Here is a 23,827-nt window from a genome sequence, read left to right as displayed (position 1 = left end):
CGTGGAAGAATCACGCAACCATAAGGGGGCAACGGCACCCCGCCGTAGTCCGCGCGTTGGGCCCGTGGCACATTGCCGGCTCCTGTTGCCGGTGCGCGACAGGCGAGCATCCCGGGAGCGACCCTCGTGACCACCCTCTACGTGAGCCATCCCGCCAGCTTCGATCACGAGGTCCCCGAGGGGCATCCGGAGCGACCGGCCCGGATGCGCGCGGTGGAGCGGGCCCTGGAGGACGAGCGCTTCGCGGGCCTCGTGCGGGCCACGGCGCCCCGGGGCGAGATCGAGGCCGTCACCCTCGCGCACCCGCGCGAGTACGTGGACGCGCTGGTGGCGGCGGTGCCCGAGCACGGCATGGTCGGCATCGATTCCGACACGATCCTGTCGGCGGGCAGCCTCGAGGCGACGCTGCGGGCCGTGGGCGGCGGGATGCACGCCGTCGACGCCGTCGTCGGCGGCGAGTGCCGCAACGCCTTCGTGGCCATGCGCCCGCCCGGCCACCACGCGGAGCGGACCCGCGCGATGGGCTTCTGCCTGTTCAACCACGCCGCCATCGCGGCCCGCCACGCCCGGCAGAAGCACGGCGCCGAGCGGGTGGCGCTCGTGGACTGGGACGTCCACCACGGCAACGGCAGCCAGGACATCTTCTGGAACGACGCCTCTGTGCTCTACTGCTCGACCCACCAGATGCCGCTCTACCCGGGAACCGGATCGCCGTCCGAGCGGGGCGAGAAGGACACGATCGTCAACGTGCCGCTGCGGCCGAACGACGACGGCGAGGTGTTCCGCGAGGCGTTCGAGACCGGCATCCTCTCCCGCCTGGAGGCGTTCCGGCCGGACGTGATCGTGATCTCCGCCGGCTTCGACGCGCACCGGCTGGACCCGCTCGCCAACCTGCGGCTGGAGGCCGAGGATTTCGGCTGGGCGACCCGCCGCCTGATGGACCTGGCCGAGCGCTGCGCGGGCGGCCGGGTCGTCTCGATCCTCGAGGGCGGCTACAGCCTCGAGGGCCTCGGCAAGTCGGTGGCCGCCCACGTCGACGCGCTGATGGGCCGCTGACGGCGGCTGCGTTGCGGTCGTCCGGCGGCACGCGATAATCGGCGTCTCGGAGGAGATCGCCGCCATGCCGCCACGGAGCCGTCTGCGCCCACCCCTGCGGAGCATTCCCGTCCCGGCCGCGGGCACCGCTCGATGACGCTCGCGGGCTTCCTGACCTACGCGCTGGCCCTCGGGGTCGCTGCCGCGATCCCCGGGCCCGGCGTCGTCGCCCTCGTCGCCCGGGCCCTGGGCGCCGGTTTCGGCGCCGCGATGGCCTTCTCGCTCGGCCTGATCCTCGGCGACCTGACCTATCTCGCCGCCGCGATCTTCGGCCTGTCGCTGATCGCGGAGGCGCTCGGGGCGGTCTTCGTCGTCGTCCGCTACGGCGCGGCGCTCTACCTGGCCTACCTGGCGTTCCGGCTCTGGCGCGCGGCCGGAGCCGCAGCCCGGGTCGAGGGGGAATCGCGGGACCGGCCGTGGACCAGCTTCGTCGCCGGGCTGACCATCACCTTGGGCAATCCGAAGACGATCGTCTTCTACCTCGCGATCCTGCCAACGCTCGTCGATCTGCGGGGCGTGACGGCGGCGGATTGCGTCAGCCTCGTCGTCATCACGGCCGCGATCCTCTTCGCCGTGATGACGCCCTACGCGGCGCTGGCGGCGCGGGCGCGCGAGTCTCTCCGGCGGCCGGCCTTTCGCGCGCGGCTGAACCGCGGCGCCGCGGCGATCATGGCCGGCGCGGCGGTCTGGACCGTCCTGCGCCGCGCCTGACCGGGGCGCTCTTCCGGGCCTCAGCCCTCCAGGGGCTCGTCGCCCAGGAGCTCGATACCGAAGCCCGAGAGGCCGACATAGGAGCGGGACGAGGTGGCGAGGTTGCGGATCGAGACCACGCCGAGATCGCGCAGGATCTGGGCGCCGAGCCCGACCTCGCGCCACTGCCGCGCCCGGAGCGCCTCCGTTCCCTCGTCGGTGACGCTCTTGACCGGGACACCCGCGGTGCCGTCGCGGAGATAGACCAGCACGCCGCGCCCGGCCGCCGCGAAGCGCTTGAGCACGGCGTCGATCTGCTTGCCGCCGCCGATCACGTCGGCAGCGACATTGGAGCGGTGCAGGCGCACCAGCACGTCGCGGCCGTCGCCGATCTCGCCCATCACGAACGCGAATTGCTGGATCGACTCGAAGGGCGTCGAGAAGACGTAAGCGTTCAGGTCGCCGTGGTTCGAGCGCACCGGGAAGTGTCCGACCCGCTCCACCAGACGATCGCGGGCCTGCCGATAGGCGATCAGGTCGGCCACCGAGACCTGCTTGAGGCCGTGCGTCTCGGCGAAGGTCTCGATCTGCGGCCCCTTCATGACGGTGCCGTCGTCGTTGGCGAGCTCGCAGATCACGCCCACGGGCGGCAGCTCGGCGAGGCGGCACAGGTCGACGGCGGCCTCGGTATGGCCCGAGCGCATGAGCACGCCGCCGTCGCGGGCGATCAGCGGGAAGACGTGGCCGGGCCGCACGAAGTCGCCGGCGCCCATGTTGCCGTTGGCCAGCGCCCGCACGGTGTTGCAGCGCTGCTCCGCCGAGATGCCGGTCGTCAGCCCGTGCTTGACGTCGACCGTGACCGTGAAGGCCGTGCCCAGCGGCGCGTCGTTCGACGCGACCATCGGGGCGAGGTGCAGGCGCCGCGCCTCGCTCTGGGTGATCGGCGCGCAGACGATGCCGCAGGTGTTGCGGATGATGAACGCCATCTTCTCCGGCGTGCAGAGCGAGGCGGCGACGACGAGGTCGCCCTCGTTCTCGCGATCGTCGTCGTCGGTGACGACCACGATCTCGCCGCGGGCGAAGGCCGCGATGGCCTCTGTGACGGTGCAGTGGGGCACGGGCATTCTCGAATCGTTGGGACGGACCCGGATCAGGGCTGGGATCCGACCTGTCCGCGATGGCGCAGATAGTGATCGGCCAGCACGCAGGCCATCATGGCCTCCGCGACCGGCACGGCGCGGATGCCGACACAGGGATCGTGCCGGCCCTTGGTGACGAGATCGACCTCGCCGCCGTCGCGGGTGACGGAGCGGCGCGGGGTCAGGATCGAGGAGGTCGGCTTCACGGCGAACCGCACCACGACCGGCTCGCCGTTGGAGATGCCGCCCAGGATGCCGCCCGCGTGGTTCGCCAGGAAGCGCGGCCGGCCGCCGTTGCCGGCCCGCATCTCGTCCGCGTTGTCCTCGCCGCGCAGGGCCGCCGCCGCGAACCCGTCGCCGATCTCGACGCCCTTCACGGCGTTGATCGACATCATCGCGGCGGCCAGGTCCGCGTCCAGCTTGCCGTAGACCGGTGCGCCGAGACCGGGCGGCACGCCCTCGGCGACGACCTCGATGACGGCGCCGACCGACGAGCCGTCCTTCCGGAGCCCGTCGAGATAGGTCTCGTAGAAGGACGCCGTCTCGTCATCGGGGCAGAAGAACGGGTTGTTGCCGACCGCGTCCCAGTCCCAGCGGGACCGGTCGATGGCGTGCGGGCCCATCTGCACGAGGGCCGCCCGAATGGTCACGCCCGGGATGACCTTGCGCGCCACCGCGCCGGCCGCGACCCGCGCGGCGGTCTCCCGCGCCGAGGACCGGCCGCCGCCGCGGTAGTCGCGGATGCCGTACTTCACGTCGTAGGTGTAGTCGGCGTGGCCGGGGCGGTAGCTGTCGCGGATCTCCGAGTAGTCCTTCGAGCGCTGATCCGTGTTCTCGATCATCAGCGCGATCGGCGTGCCGGTGGTGAGCTGGCGGCCGCCGGTGCGGTCGTCCGCGAAGACGCCGGACAGGATCTTGACCTGATCGGGTTCGCGGCGCTGCGTCGTGAAGCGCGACTGGCCGGGCTTCCGGCGATCCAGCTCGGCCTGGATCTCCTCGGCCTCCAGGGGCAGGCCGGGCGGGCAGCCGTCGACGACGCAGCCGAGCGCGATCCCGTGGCTCTCGCCGAAGGTCGTGACGCGGAACAGGTGGCCGAAGGTGTTGTGCGACATGGCGCGGCTGCCTTAGCGCGGGAGCGGCGGGGGCACAAACGCGGCCCGTGCAGGGCGGCGGGGCAGACCCGCGCGCGGCGACGGGCCGAAGCGGTCGCCAGCCTCATGGCGACTTCGGCGAACCGGGCAGATCGAGCCCGCCCCGCGCCTTGAGCGCCCGGTACGCCGCGACCGCGGCGGCCAGATCCCGGTGCAGCCGGCGCTCGTCACCGAGATCGGCGAGGGCGTAGGTGAGGCCGAGGATGTGGGCGGCCTCGTAGCCCTCCGGCAATTCGCCCGCGCTGCCGAGGGCGATCGCCGCGTTCGGCAGCGCGTCGGCGAAGTCCGACAGTCGAGTCCTGAGCGCGGCGCCGCTGGCGCGAAGATGGGCACCGGCCGCCGCCGGACCGTGGCTGCGGATCGCCGCCACCGTTCCCTGCGCCAGTGACAGGTGCACCGCCTCGCGGTTCGCCGGAAACAGGTAGACGAGGTAGTAGCCCCGCGTGGCGCTGGTGGTGACGGCGGGATCGAACACGGCGATCCAGGGGATCGCGGCCCAGTGGCTCCCGCGCCCCGGGCTGCCCTTCACCAGGAACGGCCCGTCGATCGGCTCCAGGGCGGCGCGCAGCTCGTCCGGCGCACCCCTGCGGATGACGGCAGCGAGCGGGTGGCCGGCCGGCGGGTCGAGCCGGGCGAGCGGGTATTCCTCGACGATCCGCCGGAGGGCGTAGCCGAGGCTCACGGCCGCGCCAGCACCCCGCCGGTGATGGCCTCGCGTACCCCGGTGGTCGCCGGGAAGGTGATCGGCAGGCCCTTGAGCGAGCGCACCGCGAGGTACGCGAAGGCCTGCGCCTCCAGATAGGCGGAGGACCAGCCGATCGCGTCCGCGGTCGTGATCTCGGCGCGCAGGTGGTAGTTCAGGAGCCGCACCAGCTCGCCGTTGCGGGCGCCGCCGCCGGCCACGATCCAGCGGGTCGGGACCTCCGGGGCGTGGTCGAGGGCCCGGGCCACGGCCCGGGCCGTGAAGGCCGTGAGCGTCGCGGCGCCGTCCTCGGTCGAGAGTTGCCCGGCGAGCTTGTGCGAGAACCAGTTCCGGTCCAGCGACTTCGGCGGTTTGCGGAAGAAGAACGGGTGCGTCAGGAGCCAGGCGAGCAGCTGCTCGTCCGGGCGGCCGCGGGCGGCGGTGCGGCCGCCATCGTCGAGGTTCTTGCCCTCGCGCTCCTGCATCCACTCGTCGATCAGGGCGTTGCCGGGACCGGTGTCGAAGGCGATGACGCCGCCCTTCGAGTCGATCAGCGTCGCGTTGGCGACGCCGCCGATGTTGAGGATGCCGAAGGGCCCGTCGAAGCCCGACGCCTCGGCGAGCGCCTTATGGAAGACCGGCACCAGCGGCGCCCCCTGCCCGCCCGCCTCGATATCGGCCCGGCGCAGGTCCGAGACGACCGGGATGCCGAGCCGGGTCGCCAGCGCCTGCCCGTCGCCGATCTGGATCGAGATCCGCTGGTCCGGGCGGTGGATCACGGTCTGGCCGTGGAAGCCGATCACGTCGATCTCGGAGGCATTCAGGCCGTGCTCCTCCAGGAAGCGCTCCACGGCCTCGGCATGGGCGAGGGTGACGAAGGCCTCGGCCTCCGGCAGACGCCCCGGCCGGTCGGCGGGATGGAGGACGGATTCGGCGTCCTTGGTGGCCGCGCGCAGCAGCGCCTTCTCGTCGTCGGCGTAGCCGCGGTAGCCGGTGGGGCCCAGCGGCTCGAGGAAGTTGTTGTGGCCCTTGACCACGTTGACGCGCTCGCCGTCGGTCTCGATCAGCGCGATGTCGACGCCGTCCAGCGAGGTGCCGCTCATCAGTCCGATCGCGCGCATCATCGCCATGCCGTGCTGCCCCGTGCCTTTCGGTCAACGCCCTGCTAAGAGCGCGCCGTATCCTGAACCCAGCGCGAGCTAGCATGCGGGGCCTCGGCCTGTCGCGCCAGCGCGCGACCCGAGATGGCATCCATGACCGCCGAGAGCTTCGCGCCGAAATCCGACTTCCTGCGGATCCTGACCGAGCGCGGCTATATCCACCAGACCTCGGACCTCGCCGGCATCGACGCCGCGGCCCTCGAGGGCCGGCTGACCACCTATGTCGGCTACGACTGCACGGCGCCCTCGCTCCATGTCGGGCACCTGCTGTCGATCATGATGCTGCACTGGCTGCAGGCCACCGGGGGCAGGCCCATCGCCCTGATGGGCGGCGGCACGACCCGGGTCGGCGACCCGTCCGGCCGCGACGAGACCCGCAAGATCCTCACCGTCGAGCAGATCGACGCCAACAAAGCCGAGATCCGCAAGACCTTCGACCGGTTCCTGCGTTTCGGCGACGCGGCCGGCGACGCCGTGATGGTCGACAACGCCGAGTGGCTGACCAAGCTCAACTACATCGAGATGCTGCGCGACGTCGGCCGCCATTTCTCGGTGAACCGCATGCTGTCGATGGACAGCGTGCGCCTGCGCCTGGAGCGCGACCAGGAGCTGTCGTTCCTCGAGTTCAACTACATGATCCTTCAGTCCTACGACTTCGTGGAGCTGAATCGCCGCTACGGCTGCGTCATGCAGATGGGCGGATCGGACCAGTGGGGCAACATCGTCAACGGCATCGATCTCGGCCGCCGCATGGGCACGCCGCAGCTCTACGCCCTGACCTGCCCGCTCCTGACCACCTCGTCGGGCGCCAAGATGGGCAAGACCGCGGCCGGCGCCGTCTGGCTCAACCCGGACATGCTCAAGCCCTACGATTACTGGCAGTTCTGGCGGAACACCGAGGACGCGGACGTCGCCCGCTTCCTCAAGCTGTTCACCCTGCTGCCCCTGGCGGAGATCGCGCGCCTCTCCGCCCTCGCCGGCTCCGAGATCAACGCGGCCAAGACGGTGCTGGCCACCGAGGCGACCGCCCTGATGCACGGCCGCGAGGCCGCGGAGGCCGCCGCCGAGACCGCCCGCAAGACCTTCGTCGAGGGGACGCTGGCCGCCGACCTGCCGAGCGTCACCGTGCCGTCCGCTGCCCTGGAGACGGGCCTCGGCGTGCTCACCGCCTTCGGGCCGGAGGTCGCCAAGCTCGTGCCGTCCACCAGCGAGGCGCGCCGTCAGATCAAGGGCGGCGGCCTGCGCGTCAACGACGTGCCGGTCACGGACGAGAAGGCTGTCCTCGGCCGCGGCGACGTGACCGCGGACGGGGTCATCAAGCTCTCCTTCGGCAAGAAGCGGCACGTGCTGCTGCGGCCCGAATAGGCCGCCCGAGACCGCCACGAGAGACGGAACGCGTGAGCATAGCCCGCATCCTGGTGATCGACGACGAGCCGCCGATCCGCCGGCTGCTCCGCACCGGTCTCGGGACGCAGGACTACGCGGTCGTCGAGGCCGCCGACGGGGCCGCGGCGCTCGCCGCCCTGGAGGCTGGCGGGGTGGATCTCGCGATCCTCGACCTCGGCCTGCCCGACATGGCCGGCCACGCGCTCCTGGCGGCGATCCGCGAGCGCTGGCCCGACCTGCCGGTCGTGATCCTGTCGAGCCGCGACGACGAGCGCGGCAAGGTCGAGGCCCTCGATCTCGGCGCCGACGACTACGTCACCAAGCCCTTCGGCATGAACGAGTTGCTGGCGCGCATCCGCGCTGCCCTGCGCCATCGCCTCGCCATGCAGGGGGAGCGGCCGGTCTTCCGGGTCGAGGACCTCTCGGTCGACCTCGTCCGCCGCATCGTCCGCGTCGGCGAGCGCGAGGTGAAGCTGTCGCCGCGGGAATACGAGTTCCTGCGCGTGCTGGTGCAGCACGCCGGCAAGGTGCTCACCCACGCGCAGCTCATGCGCCACGCGCCGGCCTCGTCGGACCCGCAGTACCTGCGCGTCTACATCCGGCAGCTGCGCCAGAAGCTCGAGCCCGATCCCGAGCGCCCGCGCTACCTGCTCACCGAGACCGGCGTCGGCTACCGCCTGCGCGCGCCGGACTGAGCCCGGCGCGCCGGCTCAGGGCTCCAGCCCCTCCTCGACGCGCCGCGCGGCGCGCAGCTTCTCGACCCGCGCCACCGAGAACACCGAGGCCTCGTAGAGGAGCAGCATCGGGATCGCGAGGGAGAGCTGCGAGATGACGTCCGGCGGGGTCAGGATGGCGGCGGCGACGAAGACCAGCACGATCGCGTAGCGGCGCTTCTCGCGCAGGAACGCCGCGTCGATGATCCCGATCTGGCCGAGGAGCGTCAGGATCACCGGCAGCTGGAAGGCGATGCCGAACGCGAAGATCAGCGTCATGATCAGCGACAGGTACTCGTCGACCTTCGGGAGCAGCTTGATCGTCGGCTCCCCGGCGACGCCCACCTGCTGGAGCGACACCGAGAATTTGATCAGCAGCGGCATCGCCAGGAAGAACACCACGAGCGCGCCGAGCAGGAAGAAGATCGGGGTGGCCACGAGGTAGGGCAGGAACGCCTTGCGCTCGTTGCGGTAGAGGCCGGGCGCCACGAAGGCGTAGATCTGGGTCGCGATCACCGGGAAGGCCAGGAAGGCCGCGCCGAAGACGCTGAGCTTGATGTTGGTGAAGACCTGCTCGAGGAAGTGCGTGGCGATCAGCTCGGCGTTCTGCGCACCCACGATGGAGACGTAGGGATAGACCAGCACGTTGTAGATATCGCGCGAGAAGAAGAAGCACGCGAAGAACATCAGCACGAAGGCGATGAGCGACTTGATCAGCCGCGACCGCAATTCGATCAGGTGCTCGAGCAGGGGCGCCCGGGACGCCTCGATCTCGGCCTCGTCCGCCTCGCTGATCATCGGGCAGCCGTGCCGTTCTTGGACTCTTCGGTGGCGGGGTGTGCGGCAGGCGGGTCGGGCGGAGGACCGAACGGATCGTCCACCGAGCCGGGCACGGGCAGGGGCGCCTCCGCGACCTCGGCCGCCGCACCATGGTCCGACGCGCCGGCGGGCGTCACCGGATGCGTATCGGCGGCGTGAGGCACCGCCGCGGCTTCCTGCTCGGCCTTCAGCTGCGCCGTGGCGTCGGCCAGCGACCGGGTCTCGATCGGGGGAGTCTCGGGGTCGGGCATCTCCGGTCCCATCTTCTCCGGACCCATCTTGGCCCGGCCCTCGACGGCGCCTTTCAGCTCGTCGCGGATCGTCTGCACCGGATTGAAGGTCGAGCCCGCCGTGCGGACGGTGTTGCGGATGCCGTCGACCTCGCGCCGGACGTCGTCGAGCTCGGCCTCGCGGATCGCCTCGTTGAACTGCATCTGAAACTCGCCGGCCATGCGGCGCAGCTTCGTGGTGATCTGCCCGACGGTGCGCAGCGCCTTCGGCAGATCCTTCGGCCCGATGACGATGAGGGCGACGCCGCCGATCAGCATCACCTCGCCCCAGCTCATGTCCAGCATGTCGTCGACGGTCCTGCTGCCCCGAGATCCGGCACGGCGGCCGGACCCCGTCAGGCTCTACACGAGCGCGCGCGCTCTGACAGTTCTACAGTCGGGCTCGCCTACAGTCGCGCCCGCCGTTAGACCGGCTTGCGCTCGCCGCCGGGGATATGGCTCGCCGGGATCGCGGTGCCGGGGCTCGTCTCGGCGGTGTGCGGGATGGTGCGGACCGGCTCGGCCGGCGGCGGCGCGGCCTGGGCCGCCGGCGGGGTCTCGTCCTCGGCCATGCCCTTCTTGAAGGCCTTGATGCCCTTGGCGACGTCGCCCATCAGGTCGGACACCTTGCCTCGTCCGAAGAGCAACATCACGATGACCGCGACGATGACCCAGTGCCAGATACTCATGCTGCCCATGGCAACCTCCTGCGGGCGCCCCGAAGAAGCGGGAGCGTGACGCCACGTCCGGTTGAGGATTTCGGGGCGAACCTAGGGATCGCGCCGCTCGAACACAAGCAGAGGCGATGCCACGGCCGGTGGAAGGCCGCGATGGAACGTCGCGCGGTGTCTCAGGTCAGGCGGCGGCGAGGGCCGCGGCGAAGCGGTCGCGGGCTTCCGCGACGTCGAACCCGTCGCCGGCGGGGTCGAGCCGCGCCAGGGCGGCGGCGGCGCGCCGCGCGGCCTCGCCGGTCAGTTCGGGCGCCGCCTCGGCCACAGCCTGCATCTCGTCGCGCGCGCCGTTGCAGTGGAGGCCGATGTCGATCCCCGCCGCGAAGGCGCGCTCCGTCCGGTCGCGGAACGTGCCGGTCAGCGCGTGCATGGACAGGTCGTCGGTCATCAGCAGGCCGTCGAAGCCGATGGCGCCGCGGATGATGTCGCGGATGACGGTGTCTGACTGGGTCGCCGGCCGGTCGGGATCGATGGCGGTGAAGACGACGTGCGCGCTCATCGCCATCGGCAGGTCGGCGAGTGCCCGGAAGGTGCGGAAATCCTGCCCGGCGAGATCCGCGCGGGTCGCGTCGACCACCGGGAGGCCGTGGTGGCTGTCGCAGGTGGCGCGCCCGTGCCCCGGAATGTGCTTCATCACCGGCAGGACGCCGCCGGCCATCAGGCCCTCGGCGACCGCGCGTCCGATCTCGGCGACCCGCTCCGGACTCGTCGCGTAGGCGCGGTCGCCGATGATGTCGTGCGAGCCCGGCGCCGGCACGTCGAGGACGGGGGCGCAGTCGACGTTGATGCCGACCTCGGCAAGGTCGTGCGCCATGAGGCGCGCGCCGAGCCGGGCGACGGTCGCGGCGCTGCCGTTGAGGCGGCCGTAGCGGCCGCCGGCCGGATAGGCCGGCCAGTGGGGCGGGCCCATCCGCTGGACCCGGCCGCCTTCCTGATCGATCAGGATCGGCGCCCGGTCGGACCCGACGCAGTCCCGGAGTGCCCCGGTGAGGGCGCGGACCTCGTCGGGCGTCCCGATGTTGCGCTTGAACAGGATGAAGCCCCAGGGCTTCACGTCCCGGAAGAAGGCCCTCTCCTCCGCCGTGAGCGACGGGCCGGTGCAGCCGAGAATCAGGGCGCGGGAGGTCATCTGGAACGGCTCGGATACTGCTCGGTGGCGGCGCGAAGACGGCGCGAGAACGGCGGCGGGGCCGCCGGGCGGCGCGAATCGATGGCGACAGAGTCGGGCGGGAACGGGGAGCCGGCAAGACCAAACCGGGGCCCCGGACCGGTGGCCGGGGCGATCGCGCCGCCCGTGTTGCCTAGGGGACTCGGTCGGATGGGCGACGCGGATCACCGCGGACGGGCACGCCGTCCCGTCCACGAGGTGCCGTCAGGAGATCAGTTCTTGGCCACGAAACACTGGCCACCCGCGCCCTGCAGGGCGCTGCACAGGCTCGCGGCCTGGGCCTTCTCCAGCGGTCCGACGCGGACGCGGTAGATCGTCTTGCCGTTGACCTCGGCCTGCCGGATCAGCTCGGGCTTGCCGGCGAGCTGCGAGTACTTGGCCTGCAACTGGTGGAACGCGGCCTTGGCCTCGGCGGCGGAGCTGCGCACCCCGAGCTGGACCGAGAAGCCGCTGACCGGGCCGGACTTCACGGCGTCGTCGTCCGTCGTGGTGCTGGCGGTGGTGTCGGGCGCGGCCGCCCCGGCCGGAGCGACGGCGGCGATGCGCTGGGCGGCCTTCGGCGGCGGCTTCACGGCCACCGGCTTGGGCGCCGGCTGCTCGACCGCGGCTTCCGGCTGCGCGTCGACGGGCGTGGCCGTGGTCGCCGGCATGGCTGCGGCGGTCTGGCGGACGGGCCTGGACTTCGGGGCCGGCGGGGCGGGCGGCTCGTCGCTCGGCAGGACCATGGTGGGGATCGGGGCCGGCCCGGCATCGGCGGCCTGCTGCTCGCGCGGCGGCGGCGCGGGCGGCGCTTCGGGCTTGACCGCCACGGTGCGGACGCGGCGCGGCTCCCCGAAGGCCTCGAACGGGCCGCTGCCCGGTGTCGTGCCACCCTGGGCGCCGCTCGGCTGCGACGGGCCCTGGGCCGCCCGCGCGGCCTCGGCCACGTCGAGGGGCTGCTCCTCGCGGTTCACGATCTTGATCTGGCCGTCCTTCTTGCCCTTCGGGTCGTAGATCTGCCGGTTCTGATCCGGGATCTCGACGCCGTCGGCGACCTTCGGGGCGACCTTGAGGGGCGTGGAATCGGCCTGGACCACCGGAACGCCGCCGTGGCCCGAATTGCTCAGGCCCTTGTAGGTGAGCGCCCCGGTGACGGCGAGCGCCACCACGGCGACGCCGGCACCCACCGAGGCGAGCCGCCGCCGCGGATTGGCGCGCCGGAGCGCGCGGCTGTCCGCGTAGGTCTCCTCGTCGCCGGTCGAGGTCGGGCCGCCCTCCGGAGCGTAGCCGGCGCCCTCGCGGTGCGTGTCCTGCTCTACCGAGGCGAGATACTGGTCGAACGCGTCGGCCGGCGTGGCCTTGGCGGGTTCCGGGGCGAAGCTCGGCTCGACCCGGGCATTCCAGGCGGCCTGCTGCGGGGCGGCGGGCGCGACGGCGCGCATCTCGTCGCGGGCCGCGAGCAGCGCCCGGAACGGGTCGTCCTGGCCGACGATGCGGGCGAGTTCCGCCAGCGGGTCGCCCTTGCCGGACGCCTGCGGCGCCTGGCCCTTCTCCTGACGCAGATCGCGCGCGAGGGCGTCCAAATCGACCTGAGCGCGCGAAGCGTTCGTCATGGCAGCATCCTCACATCAACGCCGAAGACCGGCCCGATGCACCCGGGCCTATCGCATCTCGTCCGGCGCGGTCACACCGAGAATCGCAAGGCCGGCCGCCAGCGTGCTCCGCAGAGCTTCGACGAGCGCCAGCCGGGCCCACGTCGACTTTCGGTCGGTTGCATTAACAAACCGTAATTGCGGCAAGTCTTTGCCCTTGTTCCAGAAACTATGCAGCGCGGAGGCCAGTTCATAGAGGTGGAAGGCGATTCTGTGCGGCTCGTGCGCCAGCGCCGCGGATTCGAGGACCCGCGGGTACTGAGCGATGAGGCGCATCATCTCGATCTCGCCCGGGTCGCTCAGCACGGAGAAATCCGCCTCGCGGGCCAGCGCCGCGGCCGAGAGGTCGGCGTCCGGGAAGGCCTCGCGCGCCTGCCGCTGCACCGAGCGGACGCGGGCATGGGCGTACTGGACGTAGAAGACCGGGTTGTCCTTCGTTTGCTCCACGACCTTGGCGAGGTCGAAATCCAGGGTCGCGTCGTTCTTCCGGTAGAGCATCATGAACCGGATCGCGTCGCGGCCGACCTCGTCGATCACGTCGCGCAGGGTCACGAACTCGCCGGCCCGCTTGGACATCTTGACCGGCTCGCCTGCGCGCAACAGCCGCACGAGCTGGCAGAGCTTGACGTCGAGCGTGGCCTTGCCGTCGCTGACCGCCTTCACGGCGGCCTGCATGCGCTTCACGTAGCCGCCGTGATCGGCCCCCAGGACGTCGATCAGCTCGGTCGCGCCGGCGAGGTACTTGGCCCGGTGGTAGGCGATGTCGGAGGCGAAGTACGTGTACGAGCCGTCCGACTTCAGCAGCGGGCGGTCGCTGTCGTCGCCGAATTCCCGGGTGCGGAACAGCGTCTGCTCGCGGTCCTCCCAATCCTCCGGCAGCTGACCCTTGGGCGGCGGCAGGCGGCCCTCGTAGACGAGGCCCTTGGCGCGCAGTTCCGCGAGCAGGGACTTCACGGCCCCGCTCTCCTGGAGCGTGCGCTCGGAGAAGAACACGTCGTGGCGGATGCCGATCGCCGCCAGGTCGGCCCGGATCATCTCCATCATCATGCCGAGCGCGGTCTCGCGCACCGCGGGCAGCCACTCCGCCTCCGGCTTGTCGAGGAGCGCGCGGCCGTGGGTCTCGGCCAGCGCGGCGCCCACGGGCTTCAGGTAGTCGCCCGGGTAGAGGCCCTCGGCGATGGCGAAGGGCTCGCCCAGGGCCTCGCGGTAGCGCTGGAAGGCCGAGCGGGCCAGCACGTCGACCTGAACGCCGGCGTCGTTGATGTAGTATTCCCGCGTCACCTGCCGGCCGGCGGCGGCGAGCAGGTTGCACAGGGCGTCGCCGAACACCGCGCCGCGGCCGTGCCCGACATGCATCGGCCCCGTCGGGTTCGCCGACACATACTCGACGTTGATCGGGCCGCCGGGCAACCGCGCGCGGCCGAACGCCTCCGGCGCCGTCAGCGCGTCGCGCACGACCGCGTGGAAGATCCCGGGGTCGAGCCGCAGGTTGATGAAGCCCGGCCCGGCGACGCTCGCCTCGACGATCCGCGGGTCCGCGCGGAGTTCCTCCGCCAGGGCCTCGCCGAGCGCCTTCGGATTGGTCCGCGCCTCCTTGGCGAGCACCAGGGCGGCATTCGTGGCGAGATCGCCGTGCGACGCGTCGCGGGGCGGCTCGACGACCACGCGGCCCAGGTCGAGGCCCTCGGGCAGGTGGCCGGCGCGGGTCAGCGCCTCCACGGCCTCGCGCACGCGCGCCTCGAACAGGGCGAAGATGTTCATGGGTCTCGATCTCGCTCGCGCGGGGGTCTCGTCGCCCGGCCCGTCCGGCCTGCGCCCGCCCCGGCGGTCTAGCAAGGGGGCGGGAGGGTGTCACGGCGCCGGGCCGCGCACCGAGCCCGCGGAATCCGCGGTCGCGGCATCGCTCCGGTAACCACGTGCGCGTCGCCGACGGGTTATCCCGCGCGACGAATACGGATCGCCCAGTGTCCGTCTTGTCTCGAACGAGACGACACGGTGTCATCGTTGGCGATCGTGAGTAGGCCGATCGCGGAGTTACTGATGAAGACCTTGACGATTGCGGGCACGGCGCTCTGCGCGCTCATCCTGGCCGCGCCGAGTGCCGAGGCGGGCGGGTTCCGCGGCGGCGGATTCCATGGTGGCGGATTCCATGGCGGCAGCTTCCGGGGCGGTTACCGCGGCGGCTACGGCTACCGCGGCGGCTACGTGGCCCGCGGCTTCTACGGGCGCGGCTACGGTTACGGCTACCGCGGCGGCTACGGTCGGGCCCTCGGCTACGGGCTGGCCGGCGCGGGGATCGGCCTCGGGCTCGGGCTCGCCGCCGGCAGCGTCTACGGCGGCTACGGTTATGGCGGCTACGGCTACGGCTACGGCTACCCGGCCGCCTACGGCGGCTACGGCTACGGCTATCCCGCTGCCTACGGTGGCTACGGCTACGGCGGGTGCTACGGCAGCTTCACCTGCGGCTGCGGCTGCTGACACGCGCCGGCCCCGCGCCGGGCCCTTAGGGCTCGGCGAGGGGCAGGCCCCGGCTGGGCAACTCCCAGTGGAGGTCCGGCGTCGTCGCGTAGAGCTTGCGGTGCGCCAGGACCGCGTAGGTGTCGGTCATGCCGGCGATGTAGTCGGCGACACGGCGGGCGACCCGGGCCTCGGTGGCCCCGTCGAGACCGGCGCTCCACTCCTCCGGCATCCGGGACGGCGCCGCGGTGAACGCGGCGAACAGGTCGTTGACGATGGCGTCGGCCTTCTTCCGCACGGCCACCACGCTGGGATGCCGATACATCCGCTCCCACAGGAAGCGCATGATCTCGGCGTCGGCCGCCGCGATCTCCGGCGAGAACACGATGACCGGCTGATCCGCGTTGCGGATGTCCTCGACGCGCTGCGGATCCAGGGCGGCGATGCGGCGGCCGCCCTCGCGGATGACGTCCTCGACGAAGCGCGTGATCACCCGGCGGGCGAGCTCGTGGATCATCCGCGACGGCTCCAGGCCCGGATGCAGCCGGTCGATCTCGTCGAGCAGCCCGGCCAGGAACGGGACCGCCCGCAGCTCCGGGATCTCGAACAGGCCGGCGCGCAGCCCGTCGTCGAGGTCGTGGGCGGCGTAGGCGATGTCGTCCGCCAGCGAGGCGGCCTGGGCCTCGGGGCCGGCCTGGCTCCACAGGTCGAGGGGATTCAGCGCGTCGTATTCCAGGATCGCCGCCGGGATGCCGCGGGCGGCGTAGCGGGGCGTCGGGTGGCCGTCCGCGGTGAGCAGCGGACCGTTGTGCTTGACGAGGCCCTCCAGCGTTTCCCAGGCGAGGTTCAGCCCGTCGAAGCCGGCGTAGCGCCGCTCCAGCCGGGTGACGATCCGCAGCGCCTGGGCGTTGTGGTCGAAGCCGCCATGGCGCGCCATGCAGGTGTCGAGGGCGTCCTCGCCGGTATGGCCGAAGCAGGTGTGGCCGAGGTCGTGGCTGAGGGCCAGAGCTTCCGCGAGGTCCTCGTCGAGCCCGAGGGCGCGCGCGAGCGCCCGGCCGATCTGGCTCACCTCCAGGGTGTGGGTCAGGCGGGTGCGGTAGTGGTCGCCCTCGTGATGCACGAAGACCTGCGTCTTGTGCTTCAGCCGCCGGAACGCCGTCGAGTGGATGATCCGGTCCCGGTCGCGCTGGAAGTCGCTGCGGGTCGGCGAGCCGGCCTCCGGGATCAGGCGGCCCCGGGTGCGGGCCGGGTCGGTGGCGTAGGGCGCGCGCCAGCGCTCACCGTTCGGTCGCACGGCATCCGCTCTGTAACTCACGCACCCTGCTCATGACGGCTCCCCGCCCGGCGCGTTGCGGCGCGGGCTTGCGGCTCATATCTTGTGGGTCGAGGCGCCCTCGGCAACGGGCCGGGCGCGCCGTCCACCGAACGAATGCGTGGCCAGAGACCGATGGCTGAGATCACCCTGACCGCCCGCGCGGCCAAGCGCATCAACGAGATCATGGTGGCGGAGCCGGCCGGCTCGTCGCTGCGGATCAGCGTCAACGGCGGCGGCTGCTCGGGCTTCTCCTACGCCTTCGACATCACCCGCGCCCGCGAGGCGCAGGATGTCGCGATCGAGCGCGACGGCGCCACCGTGATCGTCGATCCGGTCTCGCTCGAGTACATGAGCGGCTCGACCATCGATTTCGTGAACGACCTGATCGGGCAGTCCTTCAAGATCGAGAACCCGCTCGCCACCGCCTCCTGCGGCTGCGGCACCTCCTTCTCGTTGTAGCGCCCGGCCCGGCGCCGCCGCGCCGTTGCGTCCGTACGACACCTTTCCCGGCTCGATCGCCCGGGCCGACGCGCGCGATTGCCTCGCCCGGCAAAACACGGCACGGCTAGGGCATCCCCGCGAGAGCCCTGGTCCGGACGCTGCCATGAACCACCCGAAGGCCCGTCTCCGCCTCCGGTCGGCCTGGGCGGCGGCCGCCACACTGGCCCTTCTCGGCCTCGCGCCGGCGCCGCTCGCCGCGCAGGAAGGCGCCGCCGCCGTCCAGGACGTGACGGTCAACGACGTGGTGATCCCGCTGGGCGGCACGCTGCTGAAGGCTCCGAAGCTGACGGCCAGCGGCACCCGCCTCTCCAAGGAGGATCTCGCAGCGATCCTGCGCCCGGATTCCAACGTGCCCTGGGAGCAGCGCCTCGCCCGGCTCGACGCCGGCAGCCTGACTGTCCCGGTCCTCGTCTCCGAGAACGCGGGTCCCGGCGAGAACCGGCAGACCGTCACCTACCGCGATGTGGTCGCCCGCGACATCCGGGCCGGCCGCGTCGGCGAGCTGACGGCGGCCGGCGCGACGGTCAGTTCCGTCGCGGGGCCGAACCGCGGGTCCGGGACCTACGGTCAGGTGCGCGCCACGGACCTGGATCTCGCCGCGCTCAGCCGGCTCTACACGGTGCCCGGCGACGGCAAGGGACCGGTCCAGCGCGTCTACGGCACCATCCAGGTCTCGGACGTCACCTACTCGGACGCGCGCGGCACCACCGTGAAGATCGCCCGCCTCGACGGCCGCGACCTCGGCGGCCGGCAGGTCCCGGACGGCTGGAGCGGTGCCTTCGCCATCGTGGCGAACGGCTTCGACGGCGCCAGCGACCGCCGACCGCTGGCCGCCGCCGCCGCCGATCTCATCGACGCTACCTCGGTCGGCAGCCTGGAGATGCAGGGCCTGAGCGTCAGCGACACCGATCCGAAGGGGCCGGTGCTTTTCGAGATCGGCCGGGCCGCCTACACCTCCTCGGGCTCCGAGGGCGGCACCACCCTGGACAACCTGTCGATGACCCGCGGCGCGCTGCGGATCCATGTCGGCCGCGTGGCCGCGCTGGGGACCTCCCTGGCGCCGACCGTCGCGACCCTCCAGGGCATCGCCGCCGAGCCGACGGGCGGCGCCGGCTTCTCCGACGTCGAGATGCGTCGCCTGACGCCGAAGCTCGGCACGCTCACCCTCACCGACCTGTCGATCGACCTGCCGCCCGAGGCGGAGGCCGAGCGGGCGCCTCCCCGCGACGTCCGGCCCCCGGCCCGCGGCGCCCTGCCCGAGCCGGGCCGGTCGGCGCGGACACCCGAGCCCAGGCCGGCCGACAGGACCGCGGATCCCCTTGCGGTCACGGTGTCGCCGCGGCCGTCCCCCCGCGTCGCGCTGCGCGAGGCGGCCCTGGCCTTCGGCCCGCTGACCGACGGCGTGCCCAGCGCGACCCGCATCAGCCTCACCGGCCTGAGCCTGCCCGCCGACCTGCTCGCGGGCGCGCCGCTCCTCGGCCTGCTGCCGGCCTACGGCTACCGGGACCTCGACCTCGACCTCGTGGCCGACGCGAGCCTGGACGAGAAGGCCCGCGACCTCGCCCTGCGCGAGGTCACGATCTCCGGGCGGGACATCGGCACCGTCCGCCTGTCCGGCACGCTCGGAGGCATCGGGCCCGAACTGTTCTCCGGCACCCTGCCGGCGGCGACCATGGTGATGTTCTCGGGCAGCGCCAAGACCCTGAACCTGACGGTCGAGAATGCCGGCCTGTTCGAGCGCTTCCTGGCCGCGCAGTCGAAGGATCTCAGCCTCAAGCCGGACGAGCTGCGCAAGGAATACGTCACCGCCAGCCTGCTCGGCGTGCCGATCATCCTGGGCAACAGCGCGGCCGCCAAGGGGATCGGCGCCGCCATGGGCCAGTTCGTGATGAAACCCGGCAAGCTCGTGGTGCACGCCAAGTCCAGGGAGCCGGCGGGGATCGGCTTCATCGACCTGGGCGCGGCGCGCTCACCGGCCGCCGTCCTCGACCGGCTCGAGGTCGAGGCGAAAGCGAACTGAGCGACGCCGCGATCGGCCGAGGCCGTGGCCCGGCTCCGAAGGCGACGCCCGCATATCTGGAAGGGCCGCCTATGCTCGCCGTCCGCCTCTCGAAGGCCGCCCTCGTCGGCGCCCTGGCCCTGACCTGCACGCTGGTCGTGTACGGCAACGTCACGGAGCCGGCGGTGAACCTCGCCTTCGTGCAGCACGTGCTGTCGATGGACACGATCCTGCCGGATTCGGGCATCGCCGACCGCGCGATCACCGATCCGGCACTGCAGCGCGGCGTCTTCGCGATGATCGTCGCCGCGGAGGCTGTCACGGCGCTCCTGCTCTGGATCGGCGTCGCGCTGATGCTGGCGCGGCTGCGGGCCCCGCGCGGCGACTTCGACCGGGCCAAGACCTGGGCGATCGCCGGCCTGAGCGTCGGCTTCCTGGTCTGGCAGGCGGGCTTCCTGGGCATCGGCGCCGAGTGGTTCGGCATGTGGATGTCGAAGGTCTGGAACGGCCAGCAATCCGCCTTCCGCTTCGCCATGACGGTCCTCGGCGTGATGATCTACGTCGCCCTGCCCGAGGCCGAGGATCCGGAGGCGGGCCGCAGAGGCTGAGATCGCTCGGCCAGCGCTGCCCCGACGCGGGGGCTGTCGTGCCGACCGCGTTCTCGGAGTTCGCCGCACCGCCACCCGGAATGATCGGGAATCGCGATCAGTTCGTTCCGTAAGTTCTGTTGGATTGAACACTCGGCGAGAGGGATGGTGGCTCCCTGTCCCGGAGCCGAGTCGTGTCGCGCAGGACCAACCCTCTTTCGATCGCGTGCCGCATCCGCGGTTCCGTAGCCAGGCTTGGCTCCCGCCTCGCGGTCAGCCCCAGAGCCGTCGGCCTGAGGCGGTCGAGGTCGCGATCGTCGGCCGGGTCCTGGACCTGCACCCTCGCTCGCCGCGCCCACCGCCGTCAGCCTCCACCTGATCCGCCTTCCGGCATCGCGCGATGCCCGGGCCCGGTTCGAGGAGCGTCAGGAGAGAAATCGGACCGCGCAACCGCGATCTGCAAACCGCAGAGCAACGGTCATCGAGTTACCCCACGCTGTTGAGGAGACACCGCCGTGAGCCAATCCGCCCTTCCCCGCCGTGCCATGCTGGCCGGCCTCGGCCTCGGAGGCCTCGCTGCGGCCGCCCCGGCCTGGGCCGCCGGCACGGTCAGACTCCCCCTGCCCGGCGGTCCCGAGCAGCGCGCGGTCACGACCGCCTTCCCCGGGAAGGGCGCGATGATCCTGCAGCGCACCCGGCCGCCGCTGCTGGAGACACCCTTCGCGGTGTTCGACGAGGGCGTGTTCACCCCCAACGACCGCTTCTATGTGCGCTGGCACTGGGCCGAGATCCCGACCGCGATCGACGTGCCGTCCTTCCGTCTGACAGTGCGCGGCCACGTCGAGACGGCCCTGTCGCTGTCCCTCGACGCACTCGCCAACATGCCGCGATTCGAGATCGCGGCGGTCAACCAGTGCTCGGGCAATTCGCGGGGCCTGTTCGTGCCGCGGGTCCCCGGCGCGCAGTGGGCCAACGGCGCGATGGGGAATGCCCTCTGGACCGGCGTGCGCCTGAAGGACGTGCTCGACCGCGCGGGCGTGAGGGGTGGGGCCGTACAGGTGCGCTTCGCCGGCCTCGACGAGCCGGTCGTGAGCGACGCGCCGCACTTCCGGAAATCCCTCGCCCTTGACCATGCCCGCGACGGCGAGGTGATGATCGCCTACGCGATGAACGGCGCGCAATTGCCGCTGCTGAACGGCTTCCCGCTGCGCCTCGTCGTTCCGGGCCGGTACTCGACCTACTGGGTCAAGATGCTGTCGGACATCGAGGTTCTGGACAGGCCCGACGATCAGTACTGGATGGAGACCGCCTACCGCATCCCGGACGTGCCGGGAGCCAACGTCCGGCCCGGCCAGACCGGCTTCAAGACGGTGCCGATCGACCGCATGGTGCCGCGCGCCTTCGTGACGAACCTGCAGGACGGGGCCCGGGTCGCGGCCGGCGCGCCGGTGGCCGTGCGCGGCATCGCCTTCGGGGGCGATTGCGGGGTCAGGTCCGTGGAGATCTCGACCGACGGCGGCGCGTCTTGGGCGCCGACGCGGCTCGGGGCCGACGCGGGCGCCTACAGTTTCCGCCGCTTCGACGTCGGCTTGCCGGCCCTCGCGACCGGCACCCGCGCCGTCAAGGTCCGCTGCACCAACACGAACGGACTCGCGCAGCCGATGGACCCCGTCTGGAACGGCGCGGGCTTCATGCAGAACGGCGTCGAGACCGTGACGCTCCAGGTCGCCTGAGGAGGAGTTTCATGTCTTTGACGCCAACAGCGCGCTGCCTGGCCGCGCTCGCCCTGATCCCCGTCTCCGCGGCCGCCGCGCCGGAGCCGATGCGCTTCACGTCGCAGCAGGTCGAATGGCCCACGTCCGATCAGGTCTTCCCGGCGGGACCGGGCGCCGAGGCGATCAGCAACACCTGCCTCGCCTGTCACTCGGCCGGGATGATTCTCACGCAGCCCCCCCTGTCGAAGGCGCAGTGGAGCGGGATCGTCGACAAGATGATTCACAGCTACAAGGCCAGCGTGGATCCCGCCGACCGGCAGGCCATCATCGACTATCTCGCCGCGCTGAAGCCGCGGCCCTGACTGCGCCGCTCACGGCGCCCCGTCTCGGATCAGGCCGAGCAGGGCGTCCGCGGCGCGGCTCCTGTACCGCTCCCTGTGGCGCAGCATCCGGAAGGTCCGTGCCGGCAACGGGAACGGCGGCGCGACGAGCGCGCCGGCGGCCAGCTTGCTCGCCACGACCGCCTCCGACAGGACGCTCGCACCGGCCCCGGCCTCGATCGCGGCGAGCACGGCCTCGTTGGAGGGCAGCTCGAGCGACACCGCCACATCCGCGAGCGCCAGCCCCGCCGCCGCGAGCGCCGCCTCGAAGGCGGAGCGCGTTCCGGAACCCGCCTCGCGCAGCACCCACGGGTGGCCCGCGAGATCGGCGGCCGTCAGGGTCTCCCGGGCCGAGAAGGGGTGGCCGGCCGGCACGACGAGCACGAGCCGATCCTGCGCGACCGCCGCGCTCGCCAGGACCGGATCCTCGACCTCGCCCTCGACGAAGCCGAGTTCGGCCGAACCATCGGCGACCGCCCGCGCCACCTCCGCGGTGTTGCCCACGGCGAGCCGGATCGTGATGTCCGGATGGGCGGCCCGGAACGCGACGAGGTGGCGGGGCAGCCAGTGGCTGGCGATGGTCTGGCTCGCGTGAACGCGCAGGCTTCCCCGCCGCAGGCCGCTCAGGTCGGCCAAGACCCGCTCGGCCGCCTCGGCGCGGGCGAGGACCGCACGGGCCTCTTCGAGGAAGACGCGACCGGCATCGGTCAGCTCGATCCCGCGGCCGACCCGGTGGAACAGCTTCACCGCGTGGCGCTCTTCCAGCCCGGACACCGCGGCGCTGACCGCGGACTGCACGATGTTCAAGGCCTCGGCCGCGCGGGTGACGTGCTGACGCTCTGCGACCGCCACGAAGATGCGCAACTGATCGAGGGTTCATCGACGGGCTCTGCGACCGCGAGGGACGATCCAGGCTACCACGCCTTCGCGCCGCGCCCTGTCGTGAGCGCGAGCGCCGTCGCGGCCAGCGCCAAGGGCGCGAAGGACACCCAGAGAACCGTGTCCCAGCCGTAGCTCGTCAGCAGGCCCCCGGACGAGAACGAACCGACCGCCACCATTCCGAACACGATGAAGTCGTTGATCGACTGCACCCGCGTCCGCTCCTCCGGGCGATGACAGTCCAGCACCATCGCGGAGGCGCCGACGAAGCCGAAGTTCCATCCGACGCCGAGGAGGATGAGGGACAGCCAGAAATGCCCGACGTCCGCGCCCGCGAGTCCGACGAGCGCGGCCGCCCCCGTCAAGGTGAGGCCGGTCGCCACCACGCGGGACGCGCCGAAGCGCGTGATCAGCCGCCCGGTGAAGAAGCTCGGGCCGTACATGGCGATGACGTGCCACTGCAGGCCCAGATTGGCATCCTCCTGCGCGTGGCCGCACAGGCGCATGGCCAGCGGGGCGGCCGTCATGACGAAGTTCATCAGGAGGTAGGACACGGCCCCGCAGATCACCGCGATCACGAAGCGCGGCTGCGCGAGGATGACGGCCAGCGGTCGTCCGCCCGAGACGGACCCGGCGGCCGGCCGCGGCAGGCGAACGCCCGCCAGGATCAGGGCGGCCGCGGCGGCGACGGCGGCCTGGGCCAGGAAGGTGGCGGCGAACAGGTAGGGAGGCCACAGGTCCATGGTGTGGGTGACGAGCTGCGGCCCGATCACCCCGCCGAAGACGCCGCCGGCCATGACGGCCGACAGCGCCCGCGGGCGGCGGTCGGCCGGAACGCAATCCGCGGCGGCGAAGCGGAACGAGAAGACCACGGCCGCGTAGGCGCCCCCGAGGAACATCGCCGCGCAGAACAGCCAGAAACTGGCCGCGACGATCGCCCAGGCCGAGAGCAGGCCGACGAGCACGCCGCACCCGGTGCCGACCATGAAGACGGTGCGGCGCCCGTGGCGCTTGGCGATGCTGCCGGTCGGAAGGGCGCAGGCGGCCATCCCGACCACGAAGATCGAGATCGGCAATGTGGCCAGGACCTTGCTGGGCGCGAGCATGTTGCCGACGACCGCGCCCGTCGCGAACACGACGGTCGAGTTCGCGCCGGCGAGGGCCTGCGCGACGGCCAGCCTGACCACGTTGCCGGTGCCCGACCGGTCGGCGACGGGCGCGCGGTCGATGGCCGAGGGGGATGTGCGGGACATCGGGACGCTCTGGATTCGACAAGGCTCCGCGGCCGGCCGGTCCGGCGTTCATCGCGGCGCGGGGCCGACCTCGGGTGGGCCGGTTCGACGAGAGCACCGGTATAGCG

Annotated in this window: 23 protein-coding genes; 10 read left to right on the top strand and 13 right to left on the bottom strand. The window is 72.0% G+C overall.

The genetic code is table 11. The annotated features are described in order from the left end of the window. Positions 1–126 precede the first annotated feature (126 nt). Together BM419_RS12955 and BM419_RS12950 are read left to right on the top strand one after the other, a co-directional pair. On the top strand, positions 127–1,056 hold the full coding sequence (locus BM419_RS12955) for a histone deacetylase family protein (protein ID WP_091926685.1): 930 nt from the start codon (positions 127–129) through the stop codon (positions 1,054–1,056). A 132-nt stretch (positions 1,057–1,188) separates the two neighbouring features. Next, positions 1,189–1,806, top strand: coding sequence for a LysE family translocator (locus tag BM419_RS12950; protein ID WP_091926684.1), 618 nt, complete (start codon positions 1,189–1,191; stop codon positions 1,804–1,806). Between the two features lie 20 nt (positions 1,807–1,826). Here the strand turns inward: BM419_RS12950 and ribB are convergent, their stop codons facing one another. From ribB to BM419_RS12930, 4 genes are all read right to left on the bottom strand, one after another. Then, on the bottom strand, positions 1,827–2,903 hold the full coding sequence (gene ribB, locus BM419_RS12945; protein ID WP_091926747.1) for a 3,4-dihydroxy-2-butanone-4-phosphate synthase: 1,077 nt from the start codon (positions 2,901–2,903) through the stop codon (positions 1,827–1,829). A gap of 32 nt (positions 2,904–2,935) precedes the next feature. After that, positions 2,936–4,036, bottom strand: coding sequence for a chorismate synthase (gene aroC, locus BM419_RS12940; RefSeq protein ID WP_091926683.1), 1,101 nt, complete (start codon positions 4,034–4,036; stop codon positions 2,936–2,938). A gap of 103 nt (positions 4,037–4,139) precedes the next feature. Continuing rightward, complete coding sequence (locus tag BM419_RS12935) at positions 4,140–4,757, bottom strand: DUF3578 domain-containing protein (RefSeq protein ID WP_091926682.1); 618 nt, start codon at positions 4,755–4,757, stop codon at positions 4,140–4,142. Next, positions 4,754–5,887, bottom strand: a complete 1,134-nt coding sequence (locus BM419_RS12930) for an anhydro-N-acetylmuramic acid kinase (protein WP_091926681.1) — start codon at positions 5,885–5,887, stop codon at positions 4,754–4,756. The genes BM419_RS12935 and BM419_RS12930 overlap by 4 nt, the downstream gene beginning before the upstream one ends. Positions 5,888–6,010: 123 nt before the next feature. Here BM419_RS12930 and tyrS point away from each other — a divergent pair, with 123 nt between their 5' ends. Both tyrS and BM419_RS12920 read left to right on the top strand, forming a co-directional pair. Continuing rightward, positions 6,011–7,282 carry a tyrosine--tRNA ligase gene (gene tyrS / locus BM419_RS12925; RefSeq protein WP_091926680.1) on the top strand — a complete coding sequence of 424 codons (1,272 nt, stop codon included), beginning with the start codon at positions 6,011–6,013 and terminating at the stop codon, positions 7,280–7,282. Between the two features lie 32 nt (positions 7,283–7,314). Then, positions 7,315–7,998 (top strand): response regulator, encoded by a 684-nt coding sequence (locus BM419_RS12920; RefSeq protein WP_042675256.1) that lies wholly within the window; start codon positions 7,315–7,317, stop codon positions 7,996–7,998. A gap of 15 nt (positions 7,999–8,013) precedes the next feature. Here the strand turns inward: BM419_RS12920 and tatC are convergent, their stop codons facing one another. From tatC to argS, 6 genes are all read right to left on the bottom strand, one after another. Further along, complete coding sequence (gene tatC / locus BM419_RS12915) at positions 8,014–8,814, bottom strand: twin-arginine translocase subunit TatC (RefSeq protein WP_020092044.1); 801 nt, start codon at positions 8,812–8,814, stop codon at positions 8,014–8,016. Continuing rightward, positions 8,811–9,410, bottom strand: coding sequence for a Sec-independent protein translocase protein TatB (gene tatB / locus BM419_RS12910; RefSeq protein WP_091926679.1), 600 nt, complete (start codon positions 9,408–9,410; stop codon positions 8,811–8,813). The genes tatC and tatB overlap by 4 nt, the downstream gene beginning before the upstream one ends. Positions 9,411–9,529: 119 nt before the next feature. After that, the gene (locus tag BM419_RS12905) at positions 9,530–9,802 is read right to left on the bottom strand and encodes a twin-arginine translocase TatA/TatE family subunit (protein ID WP_020092042.1); all 273 of its coding nucleotides are present in this window, start codon (positions 9,800–9,802) and stop codon (positions 9,530–9,532) included. Positions 9,803–9,959: 157 nt separating this feature from the next. Continuing rightward, positions 9,960–10,964, bottom strand: coding sequence for a beta-N-acetylhexosaminidase (gene nagZ, locus BM419_RS12900; RefSeq protein ID WP_091926678.1), 1,005 nt, complete (start codon positions 10,962–10,964; stop codon positions 9,960–9,962). 251 nt (positions 10,965–11,215) lie between these two features. After that, complete coding sequence (locus BM419_RS12895) at positions 11,216–12,595, bottom strand: SPOR domain-containing protein (RefSeq protein ID WP_091926677.1); 1,380 nt, start codon at positions 12,593–12,595, stop codon at positions 11,216–11,218. 48 nt (positions 12,596–12,643) lie between these two features. Beyond that, entirely contained in the window at positions 12,644–14,395 is a 1,752-nt protein-coding gene (argS, locus tag BM419_RS12890; RefSeq protein WP_091926676.1) for an arginine--tRNA ligase, read from the bottom strand. Between the two features lie 279 nt (positions 14,396–14,674). Here argS and BM419_RS32370 point away from each other — a divergent pair, with 279 nt between their 5' ends. Then, positions 14,675–15,112, top strand: coding sequence for a hypothetical protein (locus tag BM419_RS32370; protein WP_091926675.1), 438 nt, complete (start codon positions 14,675–14,677; stop codon positions 15,110–15,112). A 25-nt stretch (positions 15,113–15,137) separates the two neighbouring features. On the opposite strand, the gene BM419_RS12880 is transcribed toward BM419_RS32370, so the two are convergent. Then, positions 15,138–16,385, bottom strand: a complete 1,248-nt coding sequence (locus tag BM419_RS12880) for a deoxyguanosinetriphosphate triphosphohydrolase (protein WP_091926674.1) — start codon at positions 16,383–16,385, stop codon at positions 15,138–15,140. Between the two features lie 153 nt (positions 16,386–16,538). Here BM419_RS12880 and BM419_RS12875 point away from each other — a divergent pair, with 153 nt between their 5' ends. The 5 genes from BM419_RS12875 to BM419_RS12855 all read left to right on the top strand — a co-directional run bounded on the left by BM419_RS12875 (position 16,539) and on the right by BM419_RS12855 (position 21,570). Next, a complete protein-coding gene (locus BM419_RS12875; protein WP_020092036.1) occupies positions 16,539–16,865 on the top strand; it encodes a HesB/IscA family protein in 327 nt (108 codons plus the stop codon). Between the two features lie 145 nt (positions 16,866–17,010). Next, the gene (locus tag BM419_RS12870; RefSeq protein ID WP_091926673.1) at positions 17,011–18,927 is read left to right on the top strand and encodes a hypothetical protein; all 1,917 of its coding nucleotides are present in this window, start codon (positions 17,011–17,013) and stop codon (positions 18,925–18,927) included. 71 nt (positions 18,928–18,998) lie between these two features. Next, positions 18,999–19,514, top strand: a complete 516-nt coding sequence (locus tag BM419_RS12865) for a DUF2165 family protein (RefSeq protein WP_091926672.1) — start codon at positions 18,999–19,001, stop codon at positions 19,512–19,514. A 524-nt stretch (positions 19,515–20,038) separates the two neighbouring features. Next, the gene (locus BM419_RS12860; protein ID WP_091926671.1) at positions 20,039–21,226 is read left to right on the top strand and encodes a molybdopterin-dependent oxidoreductase; all 1,188 of its coding nucleotides are present in this window, start codon (positions 20,039–20,041) and stop codon (positions 21,224–21,226) included. Positions 21,227–21,237: 11 nt separating this feature from the next. Continuing rightward, positions 21,238–21,570, top strand: coding sequence for a sulfite:cytochrome C oxidoreductase subunit b precursor (locus BM419_RS12855; protein WP_091926670.1), 333 nt, complete (start codon positions 21,238–21,240; stop codon positions 21,568–21,570). Between the two features lie 9 nt (positions 21,571–21,579). Here BM419_RS12855 and BM419_RS12850 read toward each other — a convergent pair whose 3' ends face one another. After that, complete coding sequence (locus BM419_RS12850) at positions 21,580–22,452, bottom strand: LysR family transcriptional regulator (RefSeq protein ID WP_091926669.1); 873 nt, start codon at positions 22,450–22,452, stop codon at positions 21,580–21,582. Positions 22,453–22,502: 50 nt separating this feature from the next. Further along, a complete protein-coding gene (locus BM419_RS12845) occupies positions 22,503–23,720 on the bottom strand; it encodes an MFS transporter (protein ID WP_091926668.1) in 1,218 nt (405 codons plus the stop codon). Positions 23,721–23,827: the final 107 nt, after the last annotated feature.

The sequence above is a fragment of the Methylobacterium sp. yr668 genome, assembly GCF_900116245.1.
In the GTDB taxonomy this organism is placed as follows: Bacteria; Pseudomonadota; Alphaproteobacteria; order Rhizobiales; family Beijerinckiaceae; genus Methylobacterium.
This window is presented reverse-complemented; position numbering and strand designations above follow the sequence as displayed.